At 44.6% G+C, this 20,750-nt stretch carries 18 protein-coding genes; 2 read left to right on the top strand and 16 right to left on the bottom strand.

Features of this window, described 5'->3' with window-relative positions:
* Positions 1-211 precede the first annotated feature (211 nt).
* The 13 genes from R7Q39_RS15590 to R7Q39_RS15530 all read right to left on the bottom strand — a co-directional run bounded on the left by R7Q39_RS15590 (position 212) and on the right by R7Q39_RS15530 (position 15,449).
* Positions 212-1,645 (bottom strand): chain-length determining protein, encoded by a 1,434-nt coding sequence (locus R7Q39_RS15590; RefSeq protein ID WP_318076429.1) that lies wholly within the window; start codon positions 1,643-1,645, stop codon positions 212-214.
* The gene (locus tag R7Q39_RS15585) at positions 1,642-2,766 is read right to left on the bottom strand and encodes a glycosyltransferase (protein ID WP_213962561.1); all 1,125 of its coding nucleotides are present in this window, start codon (positions 2,764-2,766) and stop codon (positions 1,642-1,644) included. The genes R7Q39_RS15590 and R7Q39_RS15585 overlap by 4 nt, the downstream gene beginning before the upstream one ends.
* Positions 2,767-2,881: 115 nt before the next feature.
* A complete protein-coding gene (locus R7Q39_RS15580; RefSeq protein ID WP_167415198.1) occupies positions 2,882-4,246 on the bottom strand; it encodes an O-antigen ligase family protein in 1,365 nt (454 codons plus the stop codon).
* The gene (locus R7Q39_RS15575; RefSeq protein ID WP_225491404.1) at positions 4,243-5,673 is read right to left on the bottom strand and encodes a lipopolysaccharide biosynthesis protein; all 1,431 of its coding nucleotides are present in this window, start codon (positions 5,671-5,673) and stop codon (positions 4,243-4,245) included. The genes R7Q39_RS15580 and R7Q39_RS15575 overlap by 4 nt, the downstream gene beginning before the upstream one ends.
* Positions 5,666-6,838, bottom strand: coding sequence for a glycosyltransferase (locus R7Q39_RS15570; RefSeq protein ID WP_115385966.1), 1,173 nt, complete (start codon positions 6,836-6,838; stop codon positions 5,666-5,668). The genes R7Q39_RS15575 and R7Q39_RS15570 overlap by 8 nt, the downstream gene beginning before the upstream one ends.
* An 11-nt stretch (positions 6,839-6,849) precedes the next feature.
* Positions 6,850-8,034: a glycosyltransferase gene (locus R7Q39_RS15565; RefSeq protein WP_225491403.1), complete on the bottom strand. Its 1,185-nt coding sequence runs from the start codon at positions 8,032-8,034 to the stop codon at positions 6,850-6,852.
* A gap of 144 nt (positions 8,035-8,178) precedes the next feature.
* Positions 8,179-9,249, bottom strand: a complete 1,071-nt coding sequence (locus R7Q39_RS15560; protein WP_318076428.1) for a glycosyltransferase family 4 protein — start codon at positions 9,247-9,249, stop codon at positions 8,179-8,181.
* On the bottom strand, positions 9,224-10,750 hold the full coding sequence (locus tag R7Q39_RS15555) for a sigma-54-dependent transcriptional regulator (RefSeq protein WP_065274521.1): 1,527 nt from the start codon (positions 10,748-10,750) through the stop codon (positions 9,224-9,226). Before R7Q39_RS15555 ends, R7Q39_RS15560 begins: the two co-directional genes overlap by 26 nt.
* 308 nt (positions 10,751-11,058) lie before the next feature.
* On the bottom strand, positions 11,059-11,439 hold the full coding sequence (locus R7Q39_RS15550) for an Hpt domain-containing protein (protein ID WP_005377636.1): 381 nt from the start codon (positions 11,437-11,439) through the stop codon (positions 11,059-11,061).
* Between the two features lie 11 nt (positions 11,440-11,450).
* A complete protein-coding gene (locus tag R7Q39_RS15545) occupies positions 11,451-12,137 on the bottom strand; it encodes an AAA family ATPase (RefSeq protein ID WP_318076427.1) in 687 nt (228 codons plus the stop codon).
* Entirely contained in the window at positions 12,137-14,239 is a 2,103-nt protein-coding gene (locus R7Q39_RS15540; RefSeq protein ID WP_064353904.1) for an SLBB domain-containing protein, read from the bottom strand. Before R7Q39_RS15540 ends, R7Q39_RS15545 begins: the two co-directional genes overlap by 1 nt.
* Complete coding sequence (locus R7Q39_RS15535) at positions 14,236-15,102, bottom strand: OmpA family protein (RefSeq protein WP_017820663.1); 867 nt, start codon at positions 15,100-15,102, stop codon at positions 14,236-14,238. Before R7Q39_RS15535 ends, R7Q39_RS15540 begins: the two co-directional genes overlap by 4 nt.
* A 26-nt stretch (positions 15,103-15,128) precedes the next feature.
* Entirely contained in the window at positions 15,129-15,449 is a 321-nt protein-coding gene (locus R7Q39_RS15530) for an STAS domain-containing protein (RefSeq protein ID WP_017634929.1), read from the bottom strand.
* A 423-nt stretch (positions 15,450-15,872) separates the two neighbouring features.
* Here R7Q39_RS15530 and R7Q39_RS15525 point away from each other — a divergent pair, with 423 nt between their 5' ends.
* Positions 15,873-16,718, top strand: coding sequence for a DNA ligase (locus R7Q39_RS15525; RefSeq protein ID WP_053307085.1), 846 nt, complete (start codon positions 15,873-15,875; stop codon positions 16,716-16,718).
* A 15-nt stretch (positions 16,719-16,733) separates the two neighbouring features.
* On the opposite strand, the gene R7Q39_RS15520 is transcribed toward R7Q39_RS15525, so the two are convergent.
* Both R7Q39_RS15520 and R7Q39_RS15515 read right to left on the bottom strand, forming a co-directional pair.
* Positions 16,734-17,732: a DUF3080 domain-containing protein gene (locus R7Q39_RS15520; RefSeq protein ID WP_042522941.1), complete on the bottom strand. Its 999-nt coding sequence runs from the start codon at positions 17,730-17,732 to the stop codon at positions 16,734-16,736.
* A gap of 134 nt (positions 17,733-17,866) precedes the next feature.
* Entirely contained in the window at positions 17,867-19,237 is a 1,371-nt protein-coding gene (locus R7Q39_RS15515; RefSeq protein WP_318076426.1) for an MATE family efflux transporter, read from the bottom strand.
* A gap of 392 nt (positions 19,238-19,629) precedes the next feature.
* On the opposite strand from R7Q39_RS15515, the gene R7Q39_RS15510 reads away from it, so the two are divergent.
* On the top strand, positions 19,630-20,241 hold the full coding sequence (locus tag R7Q39_RS15510) for a riboflavin synthase subunit alpha (RefSeq protein ID WP_318076424.1): 612 nt from the start codon (positions 19,630-19,632) through the stop codon (positions 20,239-20,241).
* 75 nt (positions 20,242-20,316) lie between these two features.
* On the opposite strand, the gene R7Q39_RS15505 is transcribed toward R7Q39_RS15510, so the two are convergent.
* Entirely contained in the window at positions 20,317-20,511 is a 195-nt protein-coding gene (locus tag R7Q39_RS15505; RefSeq protein WP_017634925.1) for a CPXCG motif-containing cysteine-rich protein, read from the bottom strand.
* Between the last annotated feature and the right edge of the window lie 239 nt (positions 20,512-20,750).

The raw sequence follows: 20,750 nt of genomic DNA, 5'->3' as shown, positions 1-20,750 counted from the left end.
TCGTTGAGTTCTTTGTTTATTTAGGAATTGCAGACAGCGTGCCAAGAAATTAAACACTTAAAAACAATAGGTTAATTTCAGCTCGTGTGAAGTTCTATGTTTATTCTCAATTTGAGATTCATATTAGTGGACATGCTATGAGGCTGTATAAGGCAGTAGTAAAAGAAAAGCACTCGCCGACCGAGTGCTTGTAAATGAGTTCTTATGGCGGTTAGTTTCCGTACACTACGTTAGGTAAAGTGGTGATGACAGGAACACCAAGGTGTTTTTCTAATGCTCTTTTAGAGCGGATAGAGTTATCGGCTAACTCTAGTATCGTCGCTAATCCAATGCCTAAACCAGCGCCACCAATAAATCCTAAAATGACAAATACAAAACTAGGTAAGTTAGTTGGAATCGTTGGCGTGAACGGTTCATCAATGATTTTTACGCGCTTATTCTCTTCAAACTCTCCCAAAGAACCCGTTAGTTGGGCCATCTCATAGCGTTCGACGAGTTCATCATACATTTCTCTCTTCACTGCGACGTCACGAGCTAAGCGGTTGATTTCTGTTGCTGTGCTCCCAAATTGGTGCGCATTTCGCTCTAATTCTTGGATCATGTCTCGCAAGCTGTTGGTTTCTTCCGTAAGTGCTTCAAAACGTCCGCGCATCATTTGTAATTGATGTAGTTGGGAGACAAGTAGAGGCTGTGCTTCGCCAAGACTGTTTACTGTGGTATTGCTCGCGATATCCCATAGTTGAGCACTGTTTAGTTCTGGTTGTTTAGAGTTCAAGAGTACCGAGCGTTCCTGCTCCAACCGGTTTAATTCTCGCAACTTACCTTGCACCAAACTATGCGCCTCTGTGTATTTAGCGCGAAGCAGGGTAAGTTCACTACGAATGTCGATGATTTGCTCTTCCAGTTTACCGATAACCGGGTTCGTTTTGGATAGTTGTTGATCCAAACTGCCTAGACTTCGTGAAACACCAGCAAGCTCCGCCTCCTTTTCGGCTAGCGTTTGTTTGAGGCTAGCAAGGCGAGTAAGGCTTTGAGCTTGCATTTCGGGCGTCGCGTCTGAGTAAGTATTTTTATACTCTGCAAAAGCTTGTTCAGCCTTGTCTAGTTCTTCCCTGCGTTTGTTGATATGGATAGTCAAAAAATGACTCGAATATTTAATCGAAGAACGCTCAGGAGCCAAAAGCTGTTCGACAAAATGCTCTCTGACAGAGAGCAGCATCGACTCCATTCCTTCTGATTTACCACTTTGCAATTGAATTTGAATGAAGTCTTTACCGAGTGGCTGAACAGACAGGCGCGACGCAAGATCTTTTATGATGAACTCTTGCTCTTTTGCACTCATCTCGTCATTGATCAGCGATTGTTCTTTTGCGACAGAATACAAAACGTGTCGGCTTTTTAGCAGAGTACTGAGTGCGCTCAATCGGTCTTTAAGCATTGTTGAGACGGCAAGGTCTTGAAGGAACGGGTTCATTTTCGCTGTCTCTTGAATAAGCATGCTGGTGTGAGCAACATAAGTCGTCGGAACCAGCTTACTTACGATGAAACCCAGCACCGGCAAGACAAGCATAGGGATAACGATCATGTAACGACGTCGCCAAGCGCCATGTAGTAATACACTAAGGTTCTCTCTCAAATCGTTCATAGCGTCCTCACTAATTTCTCAACTTGGTTGGCTCTTGCTTCCCAGCTTTGCTGTTGAACATATTGCTTTGAGTTTGCTGGGGGGGGGATCAAGTGATCGAGACTGGCACATACGTCTTCTAAATTTTGAACTACATGGAGCATATGTTTGTAGGGCATTAATGCAGGAAACGGTGTGCTGATAACAGGGGTTCCTGTTGCCAAGTACTCAAGAAGTTTAAGCGGATTACATGCCTTGATTTGAGCGTTATCAACAAAGGGCAACCAACTGGCATCCCAGTGTTGGGAGTAACGTGGCAGAGTGTGATGCGCTCTCGGGCCCAGGTAGTATACGTTGCATCTTTGTGGAAGTGGATTATCACTGAACTCGTTAGGGCCGATGAACACGAGATCCCAGTCAGGCGCTTGGTCTGCGACTTGGGCAATTAAGTCGTAGTCTAACCATTCAGACAAACTGCCATAAAAGCCCAGCACTTTGCGACCATTATTAGGAAAATCTTCAGCCTTAGGTGCTGGCTCAGAAAACAGACTAAAGTCGACACCATGAGGCAAAGTGACGGTTTTACCAGATGGAAATTTGGTGGAGAGTGTTTCGCTTGCCGTAAAGATAACGCTGGCCGCATTAACAAGAGTACGTTCGTGCTTGGCCACCGTGTCGTGGTCAACACCAGCTAAAGCGCTAAAGTCATCGCCACAATAGTAAATCAGTCCACGTGGGTTCATTTCTGCACAAAGATCGGCAGCAGTCGGGAGCGACGTCCAAAATACAGGCTTATCAAAACCAAGAGCTTGTAATTGTTTATTGAGTTGGTGTTTCATCATCTTAGCGGCCACTTTTCTTGCTAATGCAGAACTAGGGGCAGGAATGGTGAGCAAGTTGATGATGTGAATGTTTGGGTTTGTTTCAGAGTCCAATGTTGGCTTGTGTGAGCCTACGTTATGAAATACACGAGTGAGTTTGTTTAACGCACGTTGTATGTCTTTAGAATCCAGCTTAGGTTGACGAAGGCCAATGGAGTTCACCCAAAGGATGCGATGGTTCGCTGCTAGTCGCTTGACAATATGCTGAGTGGAAGAGGGTAACCCACCAAAATCTTCTCCAAATACTACGATGTCTGTCATGTGGCTCTCCTTGAGTCTTGGTTATTTGATTACTAATTAAGTGAGTAATCACAATGCGTGCCAAGGAATTAGCCATTTTAAAACAGTGAGTTATGGGTTTTGTTTATGTTTGAAACTAGGATTTCTCATTTTGACAGTCACTTTGAACAATTCGGCTAACGACAACTGTTAACGCCGCTAGAATGTAAATTGGCCAAGTGAAACCTTGAGTCAGAAACGTGCCTGATACGATGGTACCGATAAGCCCACTTAACACGGCGTTTGCTCCAACAGAGAGGGTGTAATCTGATTTTGGTGTCAACAATGAGATGGAATGCAAGGAGGTGCGGATCAATGACACAATTAAAGTAATGAACACCGCGAGTCCGACAAAACCCGTTTCTGCCAACACGCCAAACCAAGTACTATGGACCGCGTGGTTGATACCATCCCAGTGTGGGCTGTAGAAATAGTAATTAAAGTAAAAGTTATCTAGACCTACGCCAGTCAACGGGTGATGCAGTGCCATTTTAAATGCCGCTTCCCACGCATAAAGTCGCCCCATCGCAGAGGCATCTATACCATCCTCAGCGGCTCCCCCCGATTCTCGTCCTGAAATACCAGCGAATGCGTAGAGTACGATGGCTGCTACGGCGCCTAGTACCAAGACTAATGTTTTGCTTTTGATGTGTTTAAAAGCAAAGTAGGCAAATACAGACAGTGAACCGAGTAACCCACCGCGGCTCTGAGTCTCAATGATCGCAAAGAACAAAACCAAACAGGTGATAAGGGCAAAGAGCCTGAGATGCTTGGGGGAATGCTTCTCCATCAATTGACTAACGGTAAAGGCAAGGGGAAACATCAGCACTAGTGCCAAATCGTTAGGATCGCCAAGTACTGAACCTATGGATCGTCCTATTGACACGCGCGTTCCTTCGACTAAATCAATGCCATTCGCAGCGTTTTGTAATGCCACTAAGCCAATCAATAATCCGGCGAAAATAATTGCTTTTGACATCTGAGCGAGCTGTGAAGGTTTAGTAATAAGCCAGGTGATGGCCAACGTCATAATGATGATTTTCCAATAGGTATTTTTGAACACCGTTATTGCGATATCACGACTGGAAGCGAATATTATTCCGATGATCACCAGACCCCAAAATATACACAGCCACTTTAATGAAGGGTGCCAAAAAGCTGTAATCTGGCGGCTTATAAGAAGGTGAAAGGCGAGTGCGGCGAGTGCCCCCAGTGATAACAGTAATGGGATCTTGAAGTTATAGATAACAGGAAAGGCTTCGTGAATACGAAAGAATGAAAAAATAACGAACAGTGTGACAAGCCAAAACGTTTGATTGAGAACAAACAGTAACGCGAGTGGTGCGAAACACAACGCAACAATCAAAATGGGATGAGGCATAACAATCCAAAGCAGGCCGATACAGACTGTAATCGTCAGTGCTGCGATGGACTGTTTTGTTCTCACCTTGGTTTCATTCATAACGAGTATCTCTTCACCTGTCCACGCCGTTTCACTATGTATCGAGTGAGAGCATTGAGCGTCTCTTTACTCATGTAGCGAGTGGCTATCCCTGCCAGCAAACTGCATGTCAAAATGCAAATTGCGATGGCGATGCCTATTGATTGTGAAGAGTGAAGCAGGAACAGTGCCACACCGGATACAATCTGTAATAAAACCATCAGACTGAGGTGGAAAGGCAACGTCATACATTGTTGGCCTACTACATAAGTCAGGCCCAACTTACACAGTTGTGCGTAATAAAGCGCAATGAATACGCCATAAATGCCCAGAGAAGATAAGCCAAACAGCAAAGCAATCGCAACGCACGCAGAGACGACATTTATACCCAGTAGCCAGCGAGTACGACGCTTGTACAAAATGGAGATGTTAATCAGCTCGCTCCATTCTTTTAACATGGCGATAGGTAGCAAGAATAAGCTGAATAGTACCGCCTCATGATAGGTTTCTGGCAGTAAGTGGGTGATCATCACCATTGCTAATGTGCCAACCACTACACTCAAACCTGTAATGTAAATCATACCTAAGTGTGTGATGCGCACTGCCTCAGTGTTCTTGCGCCCTTCTAAGTAGTTAAATCGACGTGGCATCCACCACATGCCAAACGGCTGCACTAAAATACACATGCCCACTGCAAATTTTACCGCTATCGCGTAAATCCCTAACGTCTCAAGAGAAGTGTTGGCACCAATGAACCAGCGTTCAGCGCCATTGAGACAAAATGCTACTAAACCGGCCATCATCATTGGTAGGCAGTAGTTTAGGTATTGTTTTGCCAATGCCAGCTTAGGAAGGGTGACATTGTAACGGTTAACGATGTGCAGCCAAACAAATTGAGTAATAGCAGCTAACAACCCCCCCCACAAAACAGAAATAACATGGGGATGAACAGACAGCGCCGCGACGATAAAAATGACCTGAAAAATGGTGGTAGTGACCATGACGTTAAGCAGTGTTCTTGCTTTGTCGTCTTGTGTTCTTAACCAGGCGGTGCCGATTGCAATGCTGCCTTCTAGAACGATAGCAAACATAACAATAGCGAATTCGACTCGCGTAAAAGGCGCGGGAATGGGGGCGATTAAAATGATAGTGAGCAAGCTAAGAGCGACGACGCCAGCGATGAGTAAAGCAAGTGAGTACAGCTGGTTTAGTAGGCTTGTGCGCGTATTTTGATCCTTTTCAACGCCGACGAATCGATACAGCGCTTCATGCAAAGAGAAACTGACAAACAAGGTCGTAACAACACCAAAGGTTGTTAGAAGCTCAAGCTTGCCCATTTGCTCTGGTGAGAGAAAGTGGGGCAATACAGGCAGCATGATTAGGCTGATGCTTTTATTGATCACTAAGGCGATAGCAAATAGCGTCATGTTGGTCATTGCTTTAGACATGATCATATCCTTTGATGTCTCGCGGTGTCTTGAGTGTGCAATCATTGTTGGTAGCAATTTCGGCAGCAAGGTGCTGGGCGATTGGCAAATAACAACGTTCGGCTGTGTATAGTTGAGAAACATTGAGTGCTTCGATACCCATCGTTACTTTCATCCACGGCGATTCATTCAAAAGGCGAATTGCGTTGTGTAACGAAGCCACATTGTTAGGCGTGTATTTAATACAATTTCGGCCGTGAGTTAACACGCGGTCCCAATAACTATCATCATGTGGAATGACGACACACATACCTGCAGCGAGCGCCTCCAAAATAGATAACCCAAAAGGTTCGTTGAGACTGGTGGAAACAAACACACCACACTGTGAACGCAATTCATCTAAGTTGTTTGGGCACTCATGCCATTCAACACCTTGTGTGTTGAAGTCCGGTGTTGAATATTCCACACCTGCCACGTTAGGTTTGATGTAACACACGGTGGATTTGATCTTTTTCGACTCATCAAGTGTTAAAGCATCAAGCAAAAGATCGATGTTCTTCCATTTTAGTAAGCTAGCTGCCCAGAAAACGCGGCTTGAAATCGGATTCGCTTGTTTTGGCCAGCGATCTTTCGATAATCCATTAACAAACGTAGATGTATTCAAACCACACCAATAGCGTTCGGTGGCTGGCTTCTCTGTTTTGAGGTAGGCCTGTAATGCTTCTACCATTGATTCGCGGGTGTTTGCCAAGTAGTAAATTGCCGATGCTTTTACTAAGCAGTAGCCAGCAGATCTCGATCGTCCAATAGGGCCATGAACCATCTGTACCACAGGCTTTTTGCAAATTAATCGTAGTAAGTACAAAGGCATATCATTACTTGGGCAAGATAGGCCCAAAAAGCTATCTATTTTTGGCAGCTTCATGCACGCGTAGAGAAGTTGGAGAAAGTAGTAAGCGTTCATCAACCAGTAGGTCAGTCCATGAGTCGAGTTAAATGGTGATGGTTTTATTTTTATAACTTGCACACGCGGTGTATCACTAAGCAGTGACGCCCAATGCTCTGGATTTGTAGTGAGTAGATAACCAATCACGTTCAGCTTATCGCACTGCTTAAGGAGCTCTGCATTCGCGATTTTGGATCCACCTTGCATTGGGATGGCGTCGAACATCAATACACGTTTCATGACCGGGCTCCTCAATTGATGCTCAACCAGCGTGAAAGAGGCTTCATGCAGTGAGTCATTGGCATTGGTGTAATGGCGTTGTTATTAAGTTCACCTTCGTAAATACGTTCAATAGCGTTGATAGATGCAGTCGTCGTTAAGTTCTGGCTAGCATGTAGGTAAGCGTTTTCCGCCAGCTTGTTTCTTAATGCCGCGTCTTGCATGACTTGTTGAATCGCGTTTAACAGGCTCGCCATTCCACTGTTCTGGTACAGCAATGCAGAGTGATTATGCTCGAACAACTCAGGAATGCCTCCCGTTTTAGGAGCCACGATAGGCAGTTGAGCTAAAGCCGCTTCCCCGAGTACGAGACCAAAGGCCTCTTCATAGGCGCCGCTAATAAAAGCGTCTGCATTACCACACATCCACGCTCCGGCATTGTGTTGCTCCCCGACAAAGTGCACTCGTTCTTGGATACCAAGATCCGCGGCAAGCTGTTGCAATGCTTCTCTTTCTTCGCCGTCACCAACAATAACAAGGTGAGGGTTGTGGTGGTGGTAGTTGTGCATGCGCATTGCGCGAATAAGGCGGTCGAATCCTTTGCGCTTAATCAGCGAACCCACCGACAGAAAGGTAAAGGCCTGTGATGGGATTCCGAGGCGATCTTTAATGTCGATGGGTGTATCCACGCCTTGAAGTGACACGCCGTTGTGTACGACATGAAGTTGGTTTTGTGGGTAGCCGTCCTGAAGAATTTCGCGTCCAACATCTTTGCTAACGCAAATCAATTTTGGAGCGAGGTGAAGTCCGAGAGAGAAGCGATCGCGCAATGTATAATGGCAATGAAGTTGCGTGACAAGTGGTATATGATTCATGCGAGCAGCCAAACACATCCATTGACAAGGGCCGCCGCTATTGACGTGTACCAAGTCGATGCTGTGCTTTTCGATCAAAGCTGAGCCTTGTTTGATAAGGCTATTCCACCCGCTAATATCCCAGCGAGGTGCACTCCAGCCACCAACGAGATTGAAAACAGAATGTTCCGCTTCAATTCCGAGCGATTGACACTTATCGATTAGTGGCTGGCAGTTTGACCACACGAATGGCTCAAACTTATCACGGTCAATCCCTGAGATGAGATCCAGAAGTACCACTTCACTGCCGCGAATCCAATTATCACCATAATGAACATATAGAATGCGTTTTGGCGTAGTCATAAGTCACCTCTGTCTCATCATTAATCTGCGTTAACTGCTGAGCTGCAATAGAGATGCCAAAATATGCCATTAGTTTATGTGATTGAATCTTATATGATATTTATGTTTGGAACTCATCATTCTCATATTGAGAACCAATATGGATTAGTGATCCGTTTCAATTTGATATTTTTGTAGCAATACGGGAATCACACTTTGCGCTGAGAAATCATCAATGATGGTTTGTCGAGCATTCTGGCGAATGAGTGATTGTTGCGCTTCACCAATCGACATCCAGTCATGAAGACATTTAGCAAGAGAGGGAATGTCTTCGACGATAAAACCATTTTTACCCGTTTGGATAATATCTGGAAGACGACCTACACGTAAGCTCATCACGGCAATGCCTCTCGACATGGCTTCAAGCGCCGCCATTGGAAGACCCTCATAACGAGAAGAGATAATAAGTACGCTGATATTTTCCCAAACACCTTCCATATCGGTTTGATGGCCGAAGAAAGTCACATTTGGAGGGGCAGCTTGATTAAGCGACTCTTTTTCCGGGCCATCACCGTACACACTAAACTGTAATGTTGGACAGAGCCTCGCTACCTCAATAAATTGATCGGCACCTTTTTCCTGGCTCAATCGGCCGACAAAAGCGATCTCCTGATAGTTGAGTTGACTGTTGGGAATCGAAACAAAGTTATTCAGCAGTTCTGAAGAACAAAAAACTTTGCGCTGAATACTTGGACTGACAGCAGAGCAATAGTCAGATAGGCTGCCTGAGCTTCTATCAAGCCAATCGTATAGCCATAGTTTCCCTGAGGACGATTCACCAGCATGATAAGTTGAAATCAAACGAGGAAACGTACGGGTGAGCAGTTTGGCGCAGCGCGACAAAATCGACGCTTTATAACCATGGGAGTGAACCACTGAGGGTTGGTGATTGGCGACGGCGCTTGTTAGGTGTTTAATTTTTAAAGCTTTATTGGGCTCGCCAGACAAATAGTTTAAGTAACTCACAGGGATCGCGGCTTCTTTTGCCTTCTGTACAATCTGAGCGGCTGGCGAATACTCAGTGGTTAGCACAACTCGAGCTTTGTTTCCAAAGGCGATTAATCCCCGAGCTAGCTCGATAACGTGACTTTCAATGCCGCCGAATAGACGGCTATCAAGCAAGATCCAAATTTCACCAATGGCAGGTTTATCAAGATTGTTCGAGATTAATTTCATCCGCTTCCCACGCTTGTTTTTTTCGGTAAACCGTAGATGGGCTTAACTCCAGCATGACAGCGGCGTTGAGGACGTTGCCATCACAGTACGCGATTGCGTTTTGAATTGCTTCACGCTCTACTTGCCACATAGGACGAATGGTTCCATCAGCGTTAAAGTACGGTGAGGTAGCAGCAGAGGACGGTGTACCAGGCAGCTCCGCTGCGGTAATCGACGGTTCGACCGCAGAAGGTGAAAGTTCCTCAGTATAAACAGGTGGTGGTGTGATTGGTGCAATGTTTGTTGACTCTTGAGCAACATGCGCAGGCGTCGTTGTTTTCGTCACTTTAGACTTTTTAGTAAGTTGAGCGGGTAGGTGGCTCACCGTGACTTTTTCGTCGTTATTAAGCACCACAATGTTACGTATGATGTTTTGTAGTTGCCTTACATTACCCGGCCATTCGTAATGCTTGATGATATGTTGAGCTTCACTGTCGATTGTTGAGAATTTCTTTTTGTCCTGTTTGGCGTAAGTGGTCAAGAAGTGCTTGGCAAGCGTGACGATGTCACTTCCTCGTTCACGTAATGGGGGCATATCGATAGGTATAACGTGCACACGGTAGTATAAGTCTTCACGAAAACGACCTTCTTCTACTTCTGTTAATGGATCTCGGTTAGTGGCACAAATGATTCTCACATCTACTTTCATTTCTCGAGTGCCACCAAGAGGGGTGTAAGTGCCCGTTTGTAGAAAACGGAGCAACTTCTTTTGCATCTCAAGTTCCATTTCACACAGCTCATCAAGAAAAAGCGTACCACCATGTGCCAGCGTCGCCGCACCTTTTCGATCTGTTGTTGCTCCAGTAAAGGCCCCTTTAACGTGACCAAAAATCTCACTTTCCATCAAATCTCGTGGAATAGCCCCACAGTTAATTGCAATAAAAGGCTTGTCTTTACGGTCGCTCTGGCGGTGGACGGCTTCAGCACAAACTTCTTTACCTGTGCCGCTTTCTCCCACAATAAACACACTGGCAGAAGTTGGCGCAACAGCATCAATGGTCTTGTATACCGCCTGCATCGGGAGGCTTGAACCGATGAATCCGTGATAGTTGTGGCGATCAAACTTGGACTGAATATTTTCCACCAAATCTTCCAATTTGGCGCGTTTGAGGTGCAATGCGACTGATGTTTTTAGGCGATCAGCGTTTATGGGCTTTTCTAAGAAATCTTCCGCACCTTTTTGAATTAGATTAACGGCTAAGTCGACGCTGCCGTGTGCCGTAGCAATAATAACGGACGTAGGAATGTCATTCTGGTTGATCCAATCCAACACGTCTTCGCCAGACATGTCGGGCAGTTTCAAATCGAGAATGATGAGCTGAGGTTTGCTTCTTTCAATAAATTGAATCGCTTCGCGACCTGTCTCGACATGAAAAATGTCATAAGGTTCGTCTTTCACATACTGCTTATAAAGTATGGCTAGTGAAGTAGAGTCCTCTACCAGTAACACCCTTGGTCTCATAGTCCCATCCCAACGTAGTTTGTTTCATTTTTTATGATTTTTGTCAGCACTACTATTTGGCATTATGAGTGGTTTATAGCTCTCTAGTGCTGAAAATTCTCAATTTGAGAAAAGCGTTATTTAAGTATTAGCACAAGGTAGGAAATTTGCGAAAAATCCATACTTTTTAATTGATTAAGTTATGCCCAAATAATTTAAAGGTGTGTGGCTTGGCGAGGGTGATTGAATTTGGAGCCTAAATTTCTGAGATGATGTCGGCATCGCGCTTTATCAAACGCGATGCTTCGCTAGGGAGTAAGACACTGATACTACTCAAACCCTTGAGCTTTTCGCTTTTCTAACGCATCAAACGATTCATTGGCGAGTTGCGGAAGTGTTTCACAAAGCTCCAATGCTTTTGGTATTTTTCCTTCGACACAGTACTTCTCAATCATTCTTGCTTGTCTTGAAAGCGTTCGATTGCCTAAAGCGAGAGCAGAACTGCCCAGTGTGTGAACCTCGAACTCTAATGTTTGAAGGTCTTTTGTGCTTAATGCTTGCTCTATTTTCTCCATGCGATCGCGTGACTCTTCGACATAGTGATCAATCAAGGTAGGGATGATTTCGGCGCACGTATCTTTGATCATTTGCTGAAGAATATGCTCATCCACTAATTCTTGCTCGATAGTCAATGTATTATTTATCGTCATAATAGCGCTCCCTATAACATAAACAGTTCGCTTTTTTTAATTTGCTGAGACAGTTTTTCTTTCCACTTTTTTGGTAAGAAACGCAGCTTGGAAACTTGGCGGATTAACTCATCTTTCAGGCTTGGAGTGTGCTTCATGTTCAGTACAGAACCAATCAAGCTCGCATCGCTAGCATCGAGTATCTTTTTGGCTTGCTCGAGCTGGGTTGCAGTCGTAGAACCATAATGCGCTACTAACAAAGTAGCATCACATACGCCAGCAATCACTTGAGGCGCAATATTGCTTCGGTTGACACTGAGAAGTGGTGATGTATCTATCACGACGCGCTCGTACTGCGTTAACCATTGTGCAATGTTTCGTTTCAGCATTGTTGGGTCTCGGTACGCTAACTGAGTGCTGGCGAGAGATGGAGCTGGGAGGCCGACTAAAGTTTGATGTGTATTCTCTCGTGTGATCAAATGGCCAACCTTCTCGTCATCATCAAATTCGTGAACAGTGTGATAAGCGGGTTTGAATAAGTTAAGGTCTACATACAAAGTATTGTGGCCTGCTAAAACCAAGCGCTCTGCAAGAGATGACGCCACGGAAGTGACACCATCTTCAGATTTACAACCCACAACACAAATCGTTTTGTGGCCTTTCTGTTCACTCTGAAGATAAATTTGCTCAATCTCAGCGTGAGTTGCAGGAATAGTCATTACAACGCTCCTATTAACACGATGGTTGTGGTGATTTGTAAAATATCTCTTAATCCGGCCCTCGCTTTTTCAACAAAGCTTTCGTCTTTATGGGGAATGTAAATCGTGTCGCCTGCGCGAATGACTGGCAGCTCATAAATGTTGGCTGTTTTACTAAAGTTCACCAAATCAAATGTTCGGGCTTGGCCCTGGCAGCAAGACATATTGACCACACTGATCTTTTCAAGGTAGGCATTGTCAGTTGGTCCTCCTGCTTCCGCTAACAGATCAAGCACAGTCATGTTGTCATTGAATACGTATCGCCCTGGGTCTCTTACTTCACCTAATACGCGTACCGTGGACTCTTTTGAACGGTCTAACCAGTTTTTGTTTTTTTCTGGAATGTAAATGGTATCACCAGGACGAACGTGGGGCAGAATTGACTCATCGCCTGTTTCAAAGTACATCGATAAATTCAATTTACTCACTTTGGCATAACCTAGGCCTCGGTGTGTGACACGGATGTTGTGAATATCTGCATCCATTGTCGGTCCGTCGGCGGCAGACAAAATATCCAGAAAATGCATATCTTCGGTGAAACGATAGCGCCCAGGTGCATTGATTTGCCCGAAAACGTATATTGATGCGTCAGAGCTTTGGCTTACCCATTGCGATTTATTATCGGATGGGTCGTCAGGCAATGCATGTACCCTTACGACTGTACCAGCGGAAACTCGAGGTAGGCTTGATGTTGGCGAGCCATCCAGAATGTATTGGTCTAAGTCAAATTGTGTCATTTGACCGTTATTGGCGACTTCAATTTTGGTGGTATCAGCTCGTCGAGTTGGGCCACCAACGTGTGCAAGCAGATCAATCAAATCCATTTCGTCTGACCACTCGATGCGTCCAGGGCGAACAACTTCTCCCATCACTGCGACCGCTCGACTAGGTGCTACTTTTAACCAAGACTTCTCATTGAAATCGGTTTTCTCCGGCACGAAAATCGCGTCTCCTGGTCCAACATTTGGTGGTCTGGCTGAAGATAGTCCTTCTGTATGCGCGGTAAGATCGAATTTGATGACTTTGCCATCGGCTTTTATAACGCGAATTTGGCGAGATTCTGCGTAGCGAGTGGGCCCGCCAGCGTTGGCGAGGATATCCATGAAGCTAGCGCCTTGCTTGCCTTCGTATGCCCCAGGATGGGCGACTTCACCCATCACGTAAACCACATTTGCACCTGCTTTGATTTCTTCTTCCTGTTTTGGGACAAAGATGGTGGCACCTGGCAGGATCTCCGGCAGTAGGCTTTGGTCTCCAGTATCAAGGTACTTTTTCAGGTTAAACATGGTTGGGTTATTGTTTGTTATCACGCGAATTTGCTCAACACTGGCATATCGTGTCACGCCGCCAGCTCGCATTACGACATCAACTAGCGTGGTGTTTGGCTTGTATGAGAACGAGCCAGGTGCGTTGACTTCACCAAAGACTTTGATTGCACGAGCGGAATCTGCGCTGTCACCTGAATTCGCGAGTTTTGCTGCATCAAACTCTTGCTCAATATTCCCTACGAGTGGGGAAGCGGGGACAAATAAGACATCCAGTGATTCTAGTTTTGGCAGTTGGCTATTGTCCCCCGTATCAAGGAAGCGTTTGTAGTCAAATTCAATGTTTTTATTTCCACGTTTCACGATCATTTTATCAAGCTGAGCCCCTGCGCGCAGGCCGCCAGCTTCGTACACAAACATTTGAATGTTGGACCCAGAAGGTAAGGTATATTCACCGGGTTTGACCACGTAGCCTTGAACGGACACTAACAACTGTTGCTGTTTAATAAAAACTCGAGCGTTGTTAACGTCACGATAAACGGTCTTTAGCCTGTCGATAATCACGTCTTGGAGTTGTTGTTCATTGTAGCCGGCCACTAATACAGGGCCGACTTCTGGTAAATTAATTCGTCCACGACGATCGACCTGAAACCCTTGGTTTAACGACGCCTCTCCGGGTAAGTTAATCTGTATTAAATCACCGACCTTAACAGTATTGCTCTCATCCGCTATGGAAGAAGGTACCCACGCAACCAGACACAACAACATTAAGAGGATAAATGGTTTCATCGTGTTCATAGCGCGCCTCCTGCCGTTGAGTTGCGGTTTATTGAGGTATCGCTATCTGAATTAGGGCTAATAACCTCGATGCTTACTCGACGATTAGTTAAACGCACGGCGGATGTTTCACCTTCATAGAGTGGCAGGTTATCTCCGACAGATTTGGTAGTGACTCTCTCTGAAGTGATACCAAATACGGTTAGGTAACGCTTTACTTGTTCCGCACGCGCTTGAGCAAGTTTCTGGTTGTAATCGGGTGTTCCAGTTGCATCCGCATGCCCCGTTACTACAAGAGATAGGTTGGGGTGGTCACGTAAAATGTAGGCTGCTTCTGCCAAATGTCCCATGTACTTCGGGTTGATTTCTGCTGAATCGACAGCAAACTGGTTGTCGATATTAAGTAGTGCATAGATATCCGAGACTATGTTTAGGTCGCTACGTAGTGCTTCAATATCATCGGGCGGTGTGCAAGTTGTTTGGCTCAGTACGTAGTCGAGTTGTTGTTCGAGCTGGTTTAAGCGTCGACGCTGAATCACAAGGTCGTTGGCAGCGTCGAGTAAAAGCCCACCTTCTAACTCGCGCGCAATTCTATTTTGTTTTTCAAGGGCCTGAACAACTGCCGCAGGAAAACACCAGCGCGCGCCCTCTTGGATTAGTGCGTCTAGATGTAACTTGGTCAATTGCCAATCAAACCTTAACCCATGTTCTGGACCTAAAGGCTCGTCAGGCATTACTGGGGAAAACTGATAATTCTCGATCGAGATATCTTGATAGCTTTCCGCCAAGCCACCTTTCCCGTGTTCTGGGTAGTCAAACGACGAACAACCAAACATGCCGACAACAAGACCGCTTACTGCATATCGTCGTAAAAGATTTACCATGCCAACCTCCGTTTAAACCGGTATTTTTAGTGTCCTTTTGAGTTAACGGGAATGGCATGGTTGATACGAAGCAAGCTCATGATTTCTAAAGGTTGGCCTGATACGTTTTCAATACTCATGCTTCTTTCACGTTCAACTAGACGCTTATATAAGTAAACAATGGCACCAATCCCTGAAGAATCAAGAAATTGGACGTGCTGTAGGTTAATTTCGACTTCTTTGTGATGATTGTTGTGAATTACTTCATCAATGTGATGTTGTGCTTGTCGACAGCCACTTGCGTCTAAGTCACCAAAAAACTCAATGGCTAACTTGTCTTGATTGATTTCTAGTTTGCGTAATTCCATGACTCTGTCTCCGTTTGTTTTTCTAATTGGATATAGAGCAGGTAACGTGCCAATTTGAAATTAATGAAAAATCAAACAGTTAAATATTGTTAATTATATTGTTCAATTTGAGAAAGGACTGATTCTCAAATTGAGAATCAAAAACGCACAGAGAAATGGTTTGCTTATAAGAGGTTTTGAGCCGAAAGAAGTCGTTAGACCGGGGGAGGCACGTCATGATTAGATTCCAACTCGATTGACGAACCATCCGCCATACGAGAATAATGTGTAACGACTAAATGCAAAACCTGTCTAAAGTTTATGATTATCTTTGCAAATTATTACTAATGTTGATTGTTATGAGTCGAAGAATAACTAGTAATAAATAGGTCATCGAGAGGACTTACGTTTCAATAAAGGCGATTTTTTGTACAAGGTCTTCTTATGCCATTAAAAATGACATTAATTGCGCTGGCTGTTATGGCAGCGTCTTCACAGCCTCAAGCGGATACGTCTTTCGCACCACCAGTTTCTCTTGCACAAAGCTATCAGGATGGCATTGATGTGTCTGAATATTGGTATAGCGAAAAACTTGATGGTGTTCGCGCTTATTGGACTGGGCAACATCTCGTGACGAGAAATGGTAATCGAATCTACGCCCCAGATTGGTTTACAGGACCTTTGCCTGATTATCCGTTGGACGGTGAACTTTGGGCTGGGAGAGGTAACTTCCATCTTGTTCAGCAAACGGTATTAGATAAAACTCCTGTAGAGTCTGCTTGGCGACACATCGACTTTATGATCTTTGATATGCCATATTCCGCTGGTGATTATCGGAAGCGTTATTACAACATCAAAGATTTAGTGCTTGAAGTCGACCAGCCTCATATCAAATATGTCGAGCACCGAGCCATTCAAAATGAAGCTCATCTGTTTACACAGTTGGATAAAATTTCAATATCCGACGGTGAAGGGGTGATGTTGCGGAAGGTATCAAGCCGCTATCAGGCTGGACGCGGTAGTGATTTGCTTAAACTTAAACGATACGCAGATGATGAAGCGTTAGTTGTGGGTTATAAGCCAGGAACAGGGCGCTTATTAGGTATGATGGGAGCAATGTTAGTTCGCTTACCAAATGGCATTGAGTTTTACATCGGTAGCGGATTTACCGATGAAGTGCGTCGCCAGCCTCCGAAAATTGGTTCAACCATTACATTTAGATATAACGGTTTTACACATACTGGTAAACCACGTTTTGCTCGATTCTTGCGTGAAAGGTTGAAGGAATAGAACGCTCTGCACTTACTAGTTGCCAACGGTTACGCCACATCGTTTGAAGAGACCCTGCCAAAACTGAACGTGGTTTAGGGTTTCTTGCCTAAATGTCCTATGTGCCTCAATGATGCCATACTGGTGACCATGGAGTTGCATACGGTTCTCCACCAAAGTGGCACCATCATTAAGTTGTTGATAGGTGCTGTCTAAATAAGCCAAATAAGGTTGCACTTCTTCAACGTAAATGGATTGAAAGACATTTCTTAAGTAGCGGAACTGGGTGGTGTCTCTGTTCGGCCCGCACAATACATTGCTCTGGTTCTGCTCAAGTAGCTGAGTTGTCGCTTTTAACCAAAGGGATGTATTTACCATTGAATAGTAAAGTCGTCCGAGTAAACGAGATTTCTCTAACTCTTCTTGATATTGAGTAACTTCCACATCGGGTAGACGTGAGACCGCGCGGTGGGGTAAATCATACATTTCGCTGAAAATACGATAGACATCGTTAATGCGTGCAATATCATTCGTCGTATTTTGAGATAGCCAATCAGAGGCTGTTAGTTGCTTTTGCATGGCATCACTTACGAGTAGTAAGTTGTCGAGATGAATGTCTAGATGTTGCCACTTGGTTGAGTAAAGCTCTGTCAATGTCGCGCGTTCTTCATCGCTAAGTGGAAATTCGGATAAACATCGATTTATGACTCTTAAAAGGGCAGTTTGATAATCAAAATCATGAAAGGCATCCTGCACCTTTCCAAGTTGTGAGTTTTTCTCGGCAAGTAAATTAAAGAGTCCGCATTGTCGTAATTGATAGCTCTCTAGCAGGCCAATAGATAGCCTTGGCAATGGCTCGAACAAAACGCGTTTCGCAGGAATCGTTACCGTAGACTGTAATTCTATTGGAATAGCAGGAACGTCCAATACATTGGCTACACGTTGATGATACTTATCAAACATGGCGTTCTCTGGATTGAACCAGTTATCACAACCATTAAGAATCAAGATTAAGAACAATAAAATAGACCGCACAAATATCCTTTTTTATAACTTCGTATCCGTTGTCTAGAGAGCAAAATCAACCACTTCGCAATCTTGTTATAAGTATACTCAACCGTGTGATTATTCGATCAAAAAAGCCAGCGGATGCTGGCTTTTTTTACTTTTTATTGAACTGAAAAGTTCAATTGCACTTCTGGCTCTTGGCGATGCATCCAACGCATTCTGACGCCTAACATAAAGGCCGCAGAAGATAGGCCGATGATAAAACCAAGCCAGAAGCCTTGTGCTCCCATTGGCTCGACAATCCAGTCTGTACGGCCAAGGACGTAACCAATTGGCAGCCCAAGAATCCAATAAGCAATAAAAGTACGGTTGAAGATGGCTCGCATGTCTTTATAGCCGCGTAATGCACCAGCTGCGATCACTTGAACCGCATCCGTACATTGATAAACAGCGGCAAACACGAGCAGGTGCATCGCTAGAGTGATTACCTCTGGGTTGCTAGTATAAAGCTCGGCGATCCACTCACGAGACAAGACGGTTAAAATCGCTGTGAGAACGGACAATGCTAGACCAACCATAATGCCGACTCGTGACGCTACGCGCGCGCCATCTACGTTTTCTTCACCAAGTCGATGGCCGACACGAATGCTTACTGCTGCACCAATACTCATTGGTAGCATAAATACCAACGAGGAGAAGTTAATCGCGACTTGATGCGCTGCCACAATGATAGGACCCAGTGGTGAAACGAGCAGTGCAACAACAGCAAACAATGTCACTTCAAAAAACAGCGCTGCTGCAACAGGAAAGCCGAGCTTGAATAGACGAACTTGCGCTTTCCATTGTGGGCGATGCCATTCTCCAAATAGGTTGATGCTTTTCAATCGCTCTGATGTCATCACATACAGCAATAGCATGGCAAACATGACCCAGTAAACAATCGTGGTTGCTACACCACAGCCAACACCGCCTAATTCAGGTGCACCAAACTTGCCGTACACGAAAATCCAGTTTAGAGGAATGTTGAGCAGCAAACCGATAAAGCCAATAACCATTCCCGGTTTCGTCAATGACATACCATCCGTAAAGCTTCTAAGCGTTTGGAAAAGTAAAAAAGCGGGTACTGCTAATATAACGGCATGAATGTATCCCACCGTTTTTTCAGCCATCAGTGCTTCAACATCCATCAGCCCGAGAATAAACTGGGTTTGAAGCAGGACTGCAATTATCGGCACACTGATCAGCAATGCCAAAACGACGCCTTGCTGAATTTCAAACGGTATTTTCACTCGACGACCAGAGCCATTTAACTGTGCGACAACAGGGACCAATGCCATTAATAAACCCACCCCAAACAAAATGGATGGTAGCCAAATACTTGAAGCGACAGAAACCGCAGCCATGTCGGTGGCGCTAACGCCGCCAGCCATTACGGTATCAACAAACCCCATACCAGTTTGAGCGACAGATGCGATCAATACCGGGGTCGCCAATTTGATAAGACTTGATGCTTCTTCTTTATAGCGATGCACGAAAAATACTCCAGAGCGGAACAATAAGTTGAAAGAATGAGAGTACTCGAGGGCAAAAGATGTGGTGAACGGATCTGATGGTTGATTTTAGTCACGATAAGGTGAAAAAATGCCTCGGAGAAACTCCGCGCAAATGATAAACAATTGTATGTTTATATTCCATAGCTAGGTAGTGAATAGTCGATAACAGTGACTGGACGCTCTCCACGCTAAGGATACGCTTTTACTGAGAACAGCAGCGAATCATGGTAATGTTGAAGCATGCATGAGAACAAACCAGTGTTCATTAAGCCGTTGCTTTATCGTCTGCGGTCTTTATTTCCGACCTGTAGCGCAGTGTTTAGGGCTTAGTCTTCGACTACAGTTGGTATTAAATCAATAGGTAAAAAGAAATGTTTACAGGAATAGTTCAGGGTACGGCGAAGGTCGTTAAAATTGATAAAAAAGAACGCTTTCAAACGCACGTTGTCGAGTTAAGCGATGAACTTTGTAAAGGGTTAGAAATTGGTGCATCCGTTGCACACAACGGATGTTGTCTAACTGTGACTAAGATCGAAGGCAACCTTATCAGTTTTGATTTAATGCAAGCGACATTGGCTCTTACTAATTTAGGTCAGCTGGTGGAAGGGGATAGCGTAAACATTGAGCGCGCGGCTAAGTTTGGTGACGAAATAGGCGGGCATAGCATGTCTGGTCATATTAGTTTGACGGCAGATATTGTCGATATCATCGATACGCCCAATAACCGCACGACTTGGTTCCAACTGCCGCAAGAATCAATGAAATATGTATTAGCGAAAGGTTACATCGGTTTAGATGGTTGCTCGCTAACTATTGGTGAAGTTGAAGCGTGTCGTTTTTCAGTACATCTAATTCCAGAAACCTTGCAGCGAACTCTTTTCGGAGTGAGACAAGTAGGGGAGCGTGTTAATATTGAGTTTGATCCTCAGACTCAAGCAATTGTTGATACTGTTGAGCGCGTTCTTGCAGCAAAACAGCTTTAGAATGAGAAAAAGGAGCCTAGTGCTCCTTTTTCATTTAAGCGTTTTTATATTTCTGATGTTCACATGCTCGAGCTGCTATTCGTAATTGTCATCGATAAATAGTTCGACCTTATCTTGTAACTCATCCACTCGCATATTTAGGTGGATAGCGTGGCAACAAGCTGGGCAATCATCATAAAACTCTTGGTCACCATTGCTTGCATCCAATGTAATGCCGATAGAGTGTCCGCAATGCGGGCACTTTACATACCTTTCGGTATAATTTTTCATACAACAACTCCTAATCTCGCAGGGCTTTTAAACACACTATTCATCAAGGAAGCACAGCCCTTTACTTACTTTGCCTACAAGGAAAATAGGCACAATCCAAAGTTAAGTCTCCTTTGATATTAGGTCGAGTTGTTGCTAATTGAGTCGAAATAAGTACAAAACTTGACCCCAAACTCAACCTTGAGCTTAGGGTGATCTTCTGTAGTGATGTGCCTCGAGATTTTACATCTTGAAATATG

This window comes from Vibrio sp. 947 (assembly GCF_033339115.1).
Classification (GTDB): Bacteria; Pseudomonadota; Gammaproteobacteria; order Enterobacterales; family Vibrionaceae; genus Vibrio; species Vibrio alginolyticus.
This window is presented reverse-complemented; position numbering and strand designations above follow the sequence as displayed.

Coding starts and splice junctions, on each gene's coding strand:
- R7Q39_RS15590 (WP_318076429.1), bottom strand. CDS start 1,645: ATGAACGATTTGAGAGAGAACCTTAGTGTATTACTACATGGCGCTTGG.
- R7Q39_RS15585 (WP_213962561.1), bottom strand. CDS start 2,766: ATGACAGACATCGTAGTATTTGGAGAAGATTTTGGTGGGTTACCCTCT.
- R7Q39_RS15580 (WP_167415198.1), bottom strand. CDS start 4,246: ATGAATGAAACCAAGGTGAGAACAAAACAGTCCATCGCAGCACTGACG.
- R7Q39_RS15575 (WP_225491404.1), bottom strand. CDS start 5,673: ATGTCTAAAGCAATGACCAACATGACGCTATTTGCTATCGCCTTAGTG.
- R7Q39_RS15570 (WP_115385966.1), bottom strand. CDS start 6,838: ATGAAACGTGTATTGATGTTCGACGCCATCCCAATGCAAGGTGGATCC.
- R7Q39_RS15565 (WP_225491403.1), bottom strand. CDS start 8,034: ATGACTACGCCAAAACGCATTCTATATGTTCATTATGGTGATAATTGG.
- R7Q39_RS15560 (WP_318076428.1), bottom strand. CDS start 9,249: ATGAAATTAATCTCGAACAATCTTGATAAACCTGCCATTGGTGAAATT.
- R7Q39_RS15555 (WP_065274521.1), bottom strand. CDS start 10,750: ATGAGACCAAGGGTGTTACTGGTAGAGGACTCTACTTCACTAGCCATA.
- R7Q39_RS15550 (WP_005377636.1), bottom strand. CDS start 11,439: ATGACGATAAATAATACATTGACTATCGAGCAAGAATTAGTGGATGAG.
- R7Q39_RS15545 (WP_318076427.1), bottom strand. CDS start 12,137: ATGACTATTCCTGCAACTCACGCTGAGATTGAGCAAATTTATCTTCAG.
- R7Q39_RS15540 (WP_064353904.1), bottom strand. CDS start 14,239: ATGAACACGATGAAACCATTTATCCTCTTAATGTTGTTGTGTCTGGTT.
- R7Q39_RS15535 (WP_017820663.1), bottom strand. CDS start 15,102: ATGGTAAATCTTTTACGACGATATGCAGTAAGCGGTCTTGTTGTCGGC.
- R7Q39_RS15530 (WP_017634929.1), bottom strand. CDS start 15,449: ATGGAATTACGCAAACTAGAAATCAATCAAGACAAGTTAGCCATTGAG.
- R7Q39_RS15525 (WP_053307085.1), top strand. CDS start 15,873: ATGCCATTAAAAATGACATTAATTGCGCTGGCTGTTATGGCAGCGTCT.
- R7Q39_RS15510 (WP_318076424.1), top strand. CDS start 19,630: ATGTTTACAGGAATAGTTCAGGGTACGGCGAAGGTCGTTAAAATTGAT.
- R7Q39_RS15505 (WP_017634925.1), bottom strand. CDS start 20,511: ATGAAAAATTATACCGAAAGGTATGTAAAGTGCCCGCATTGCGGACAC.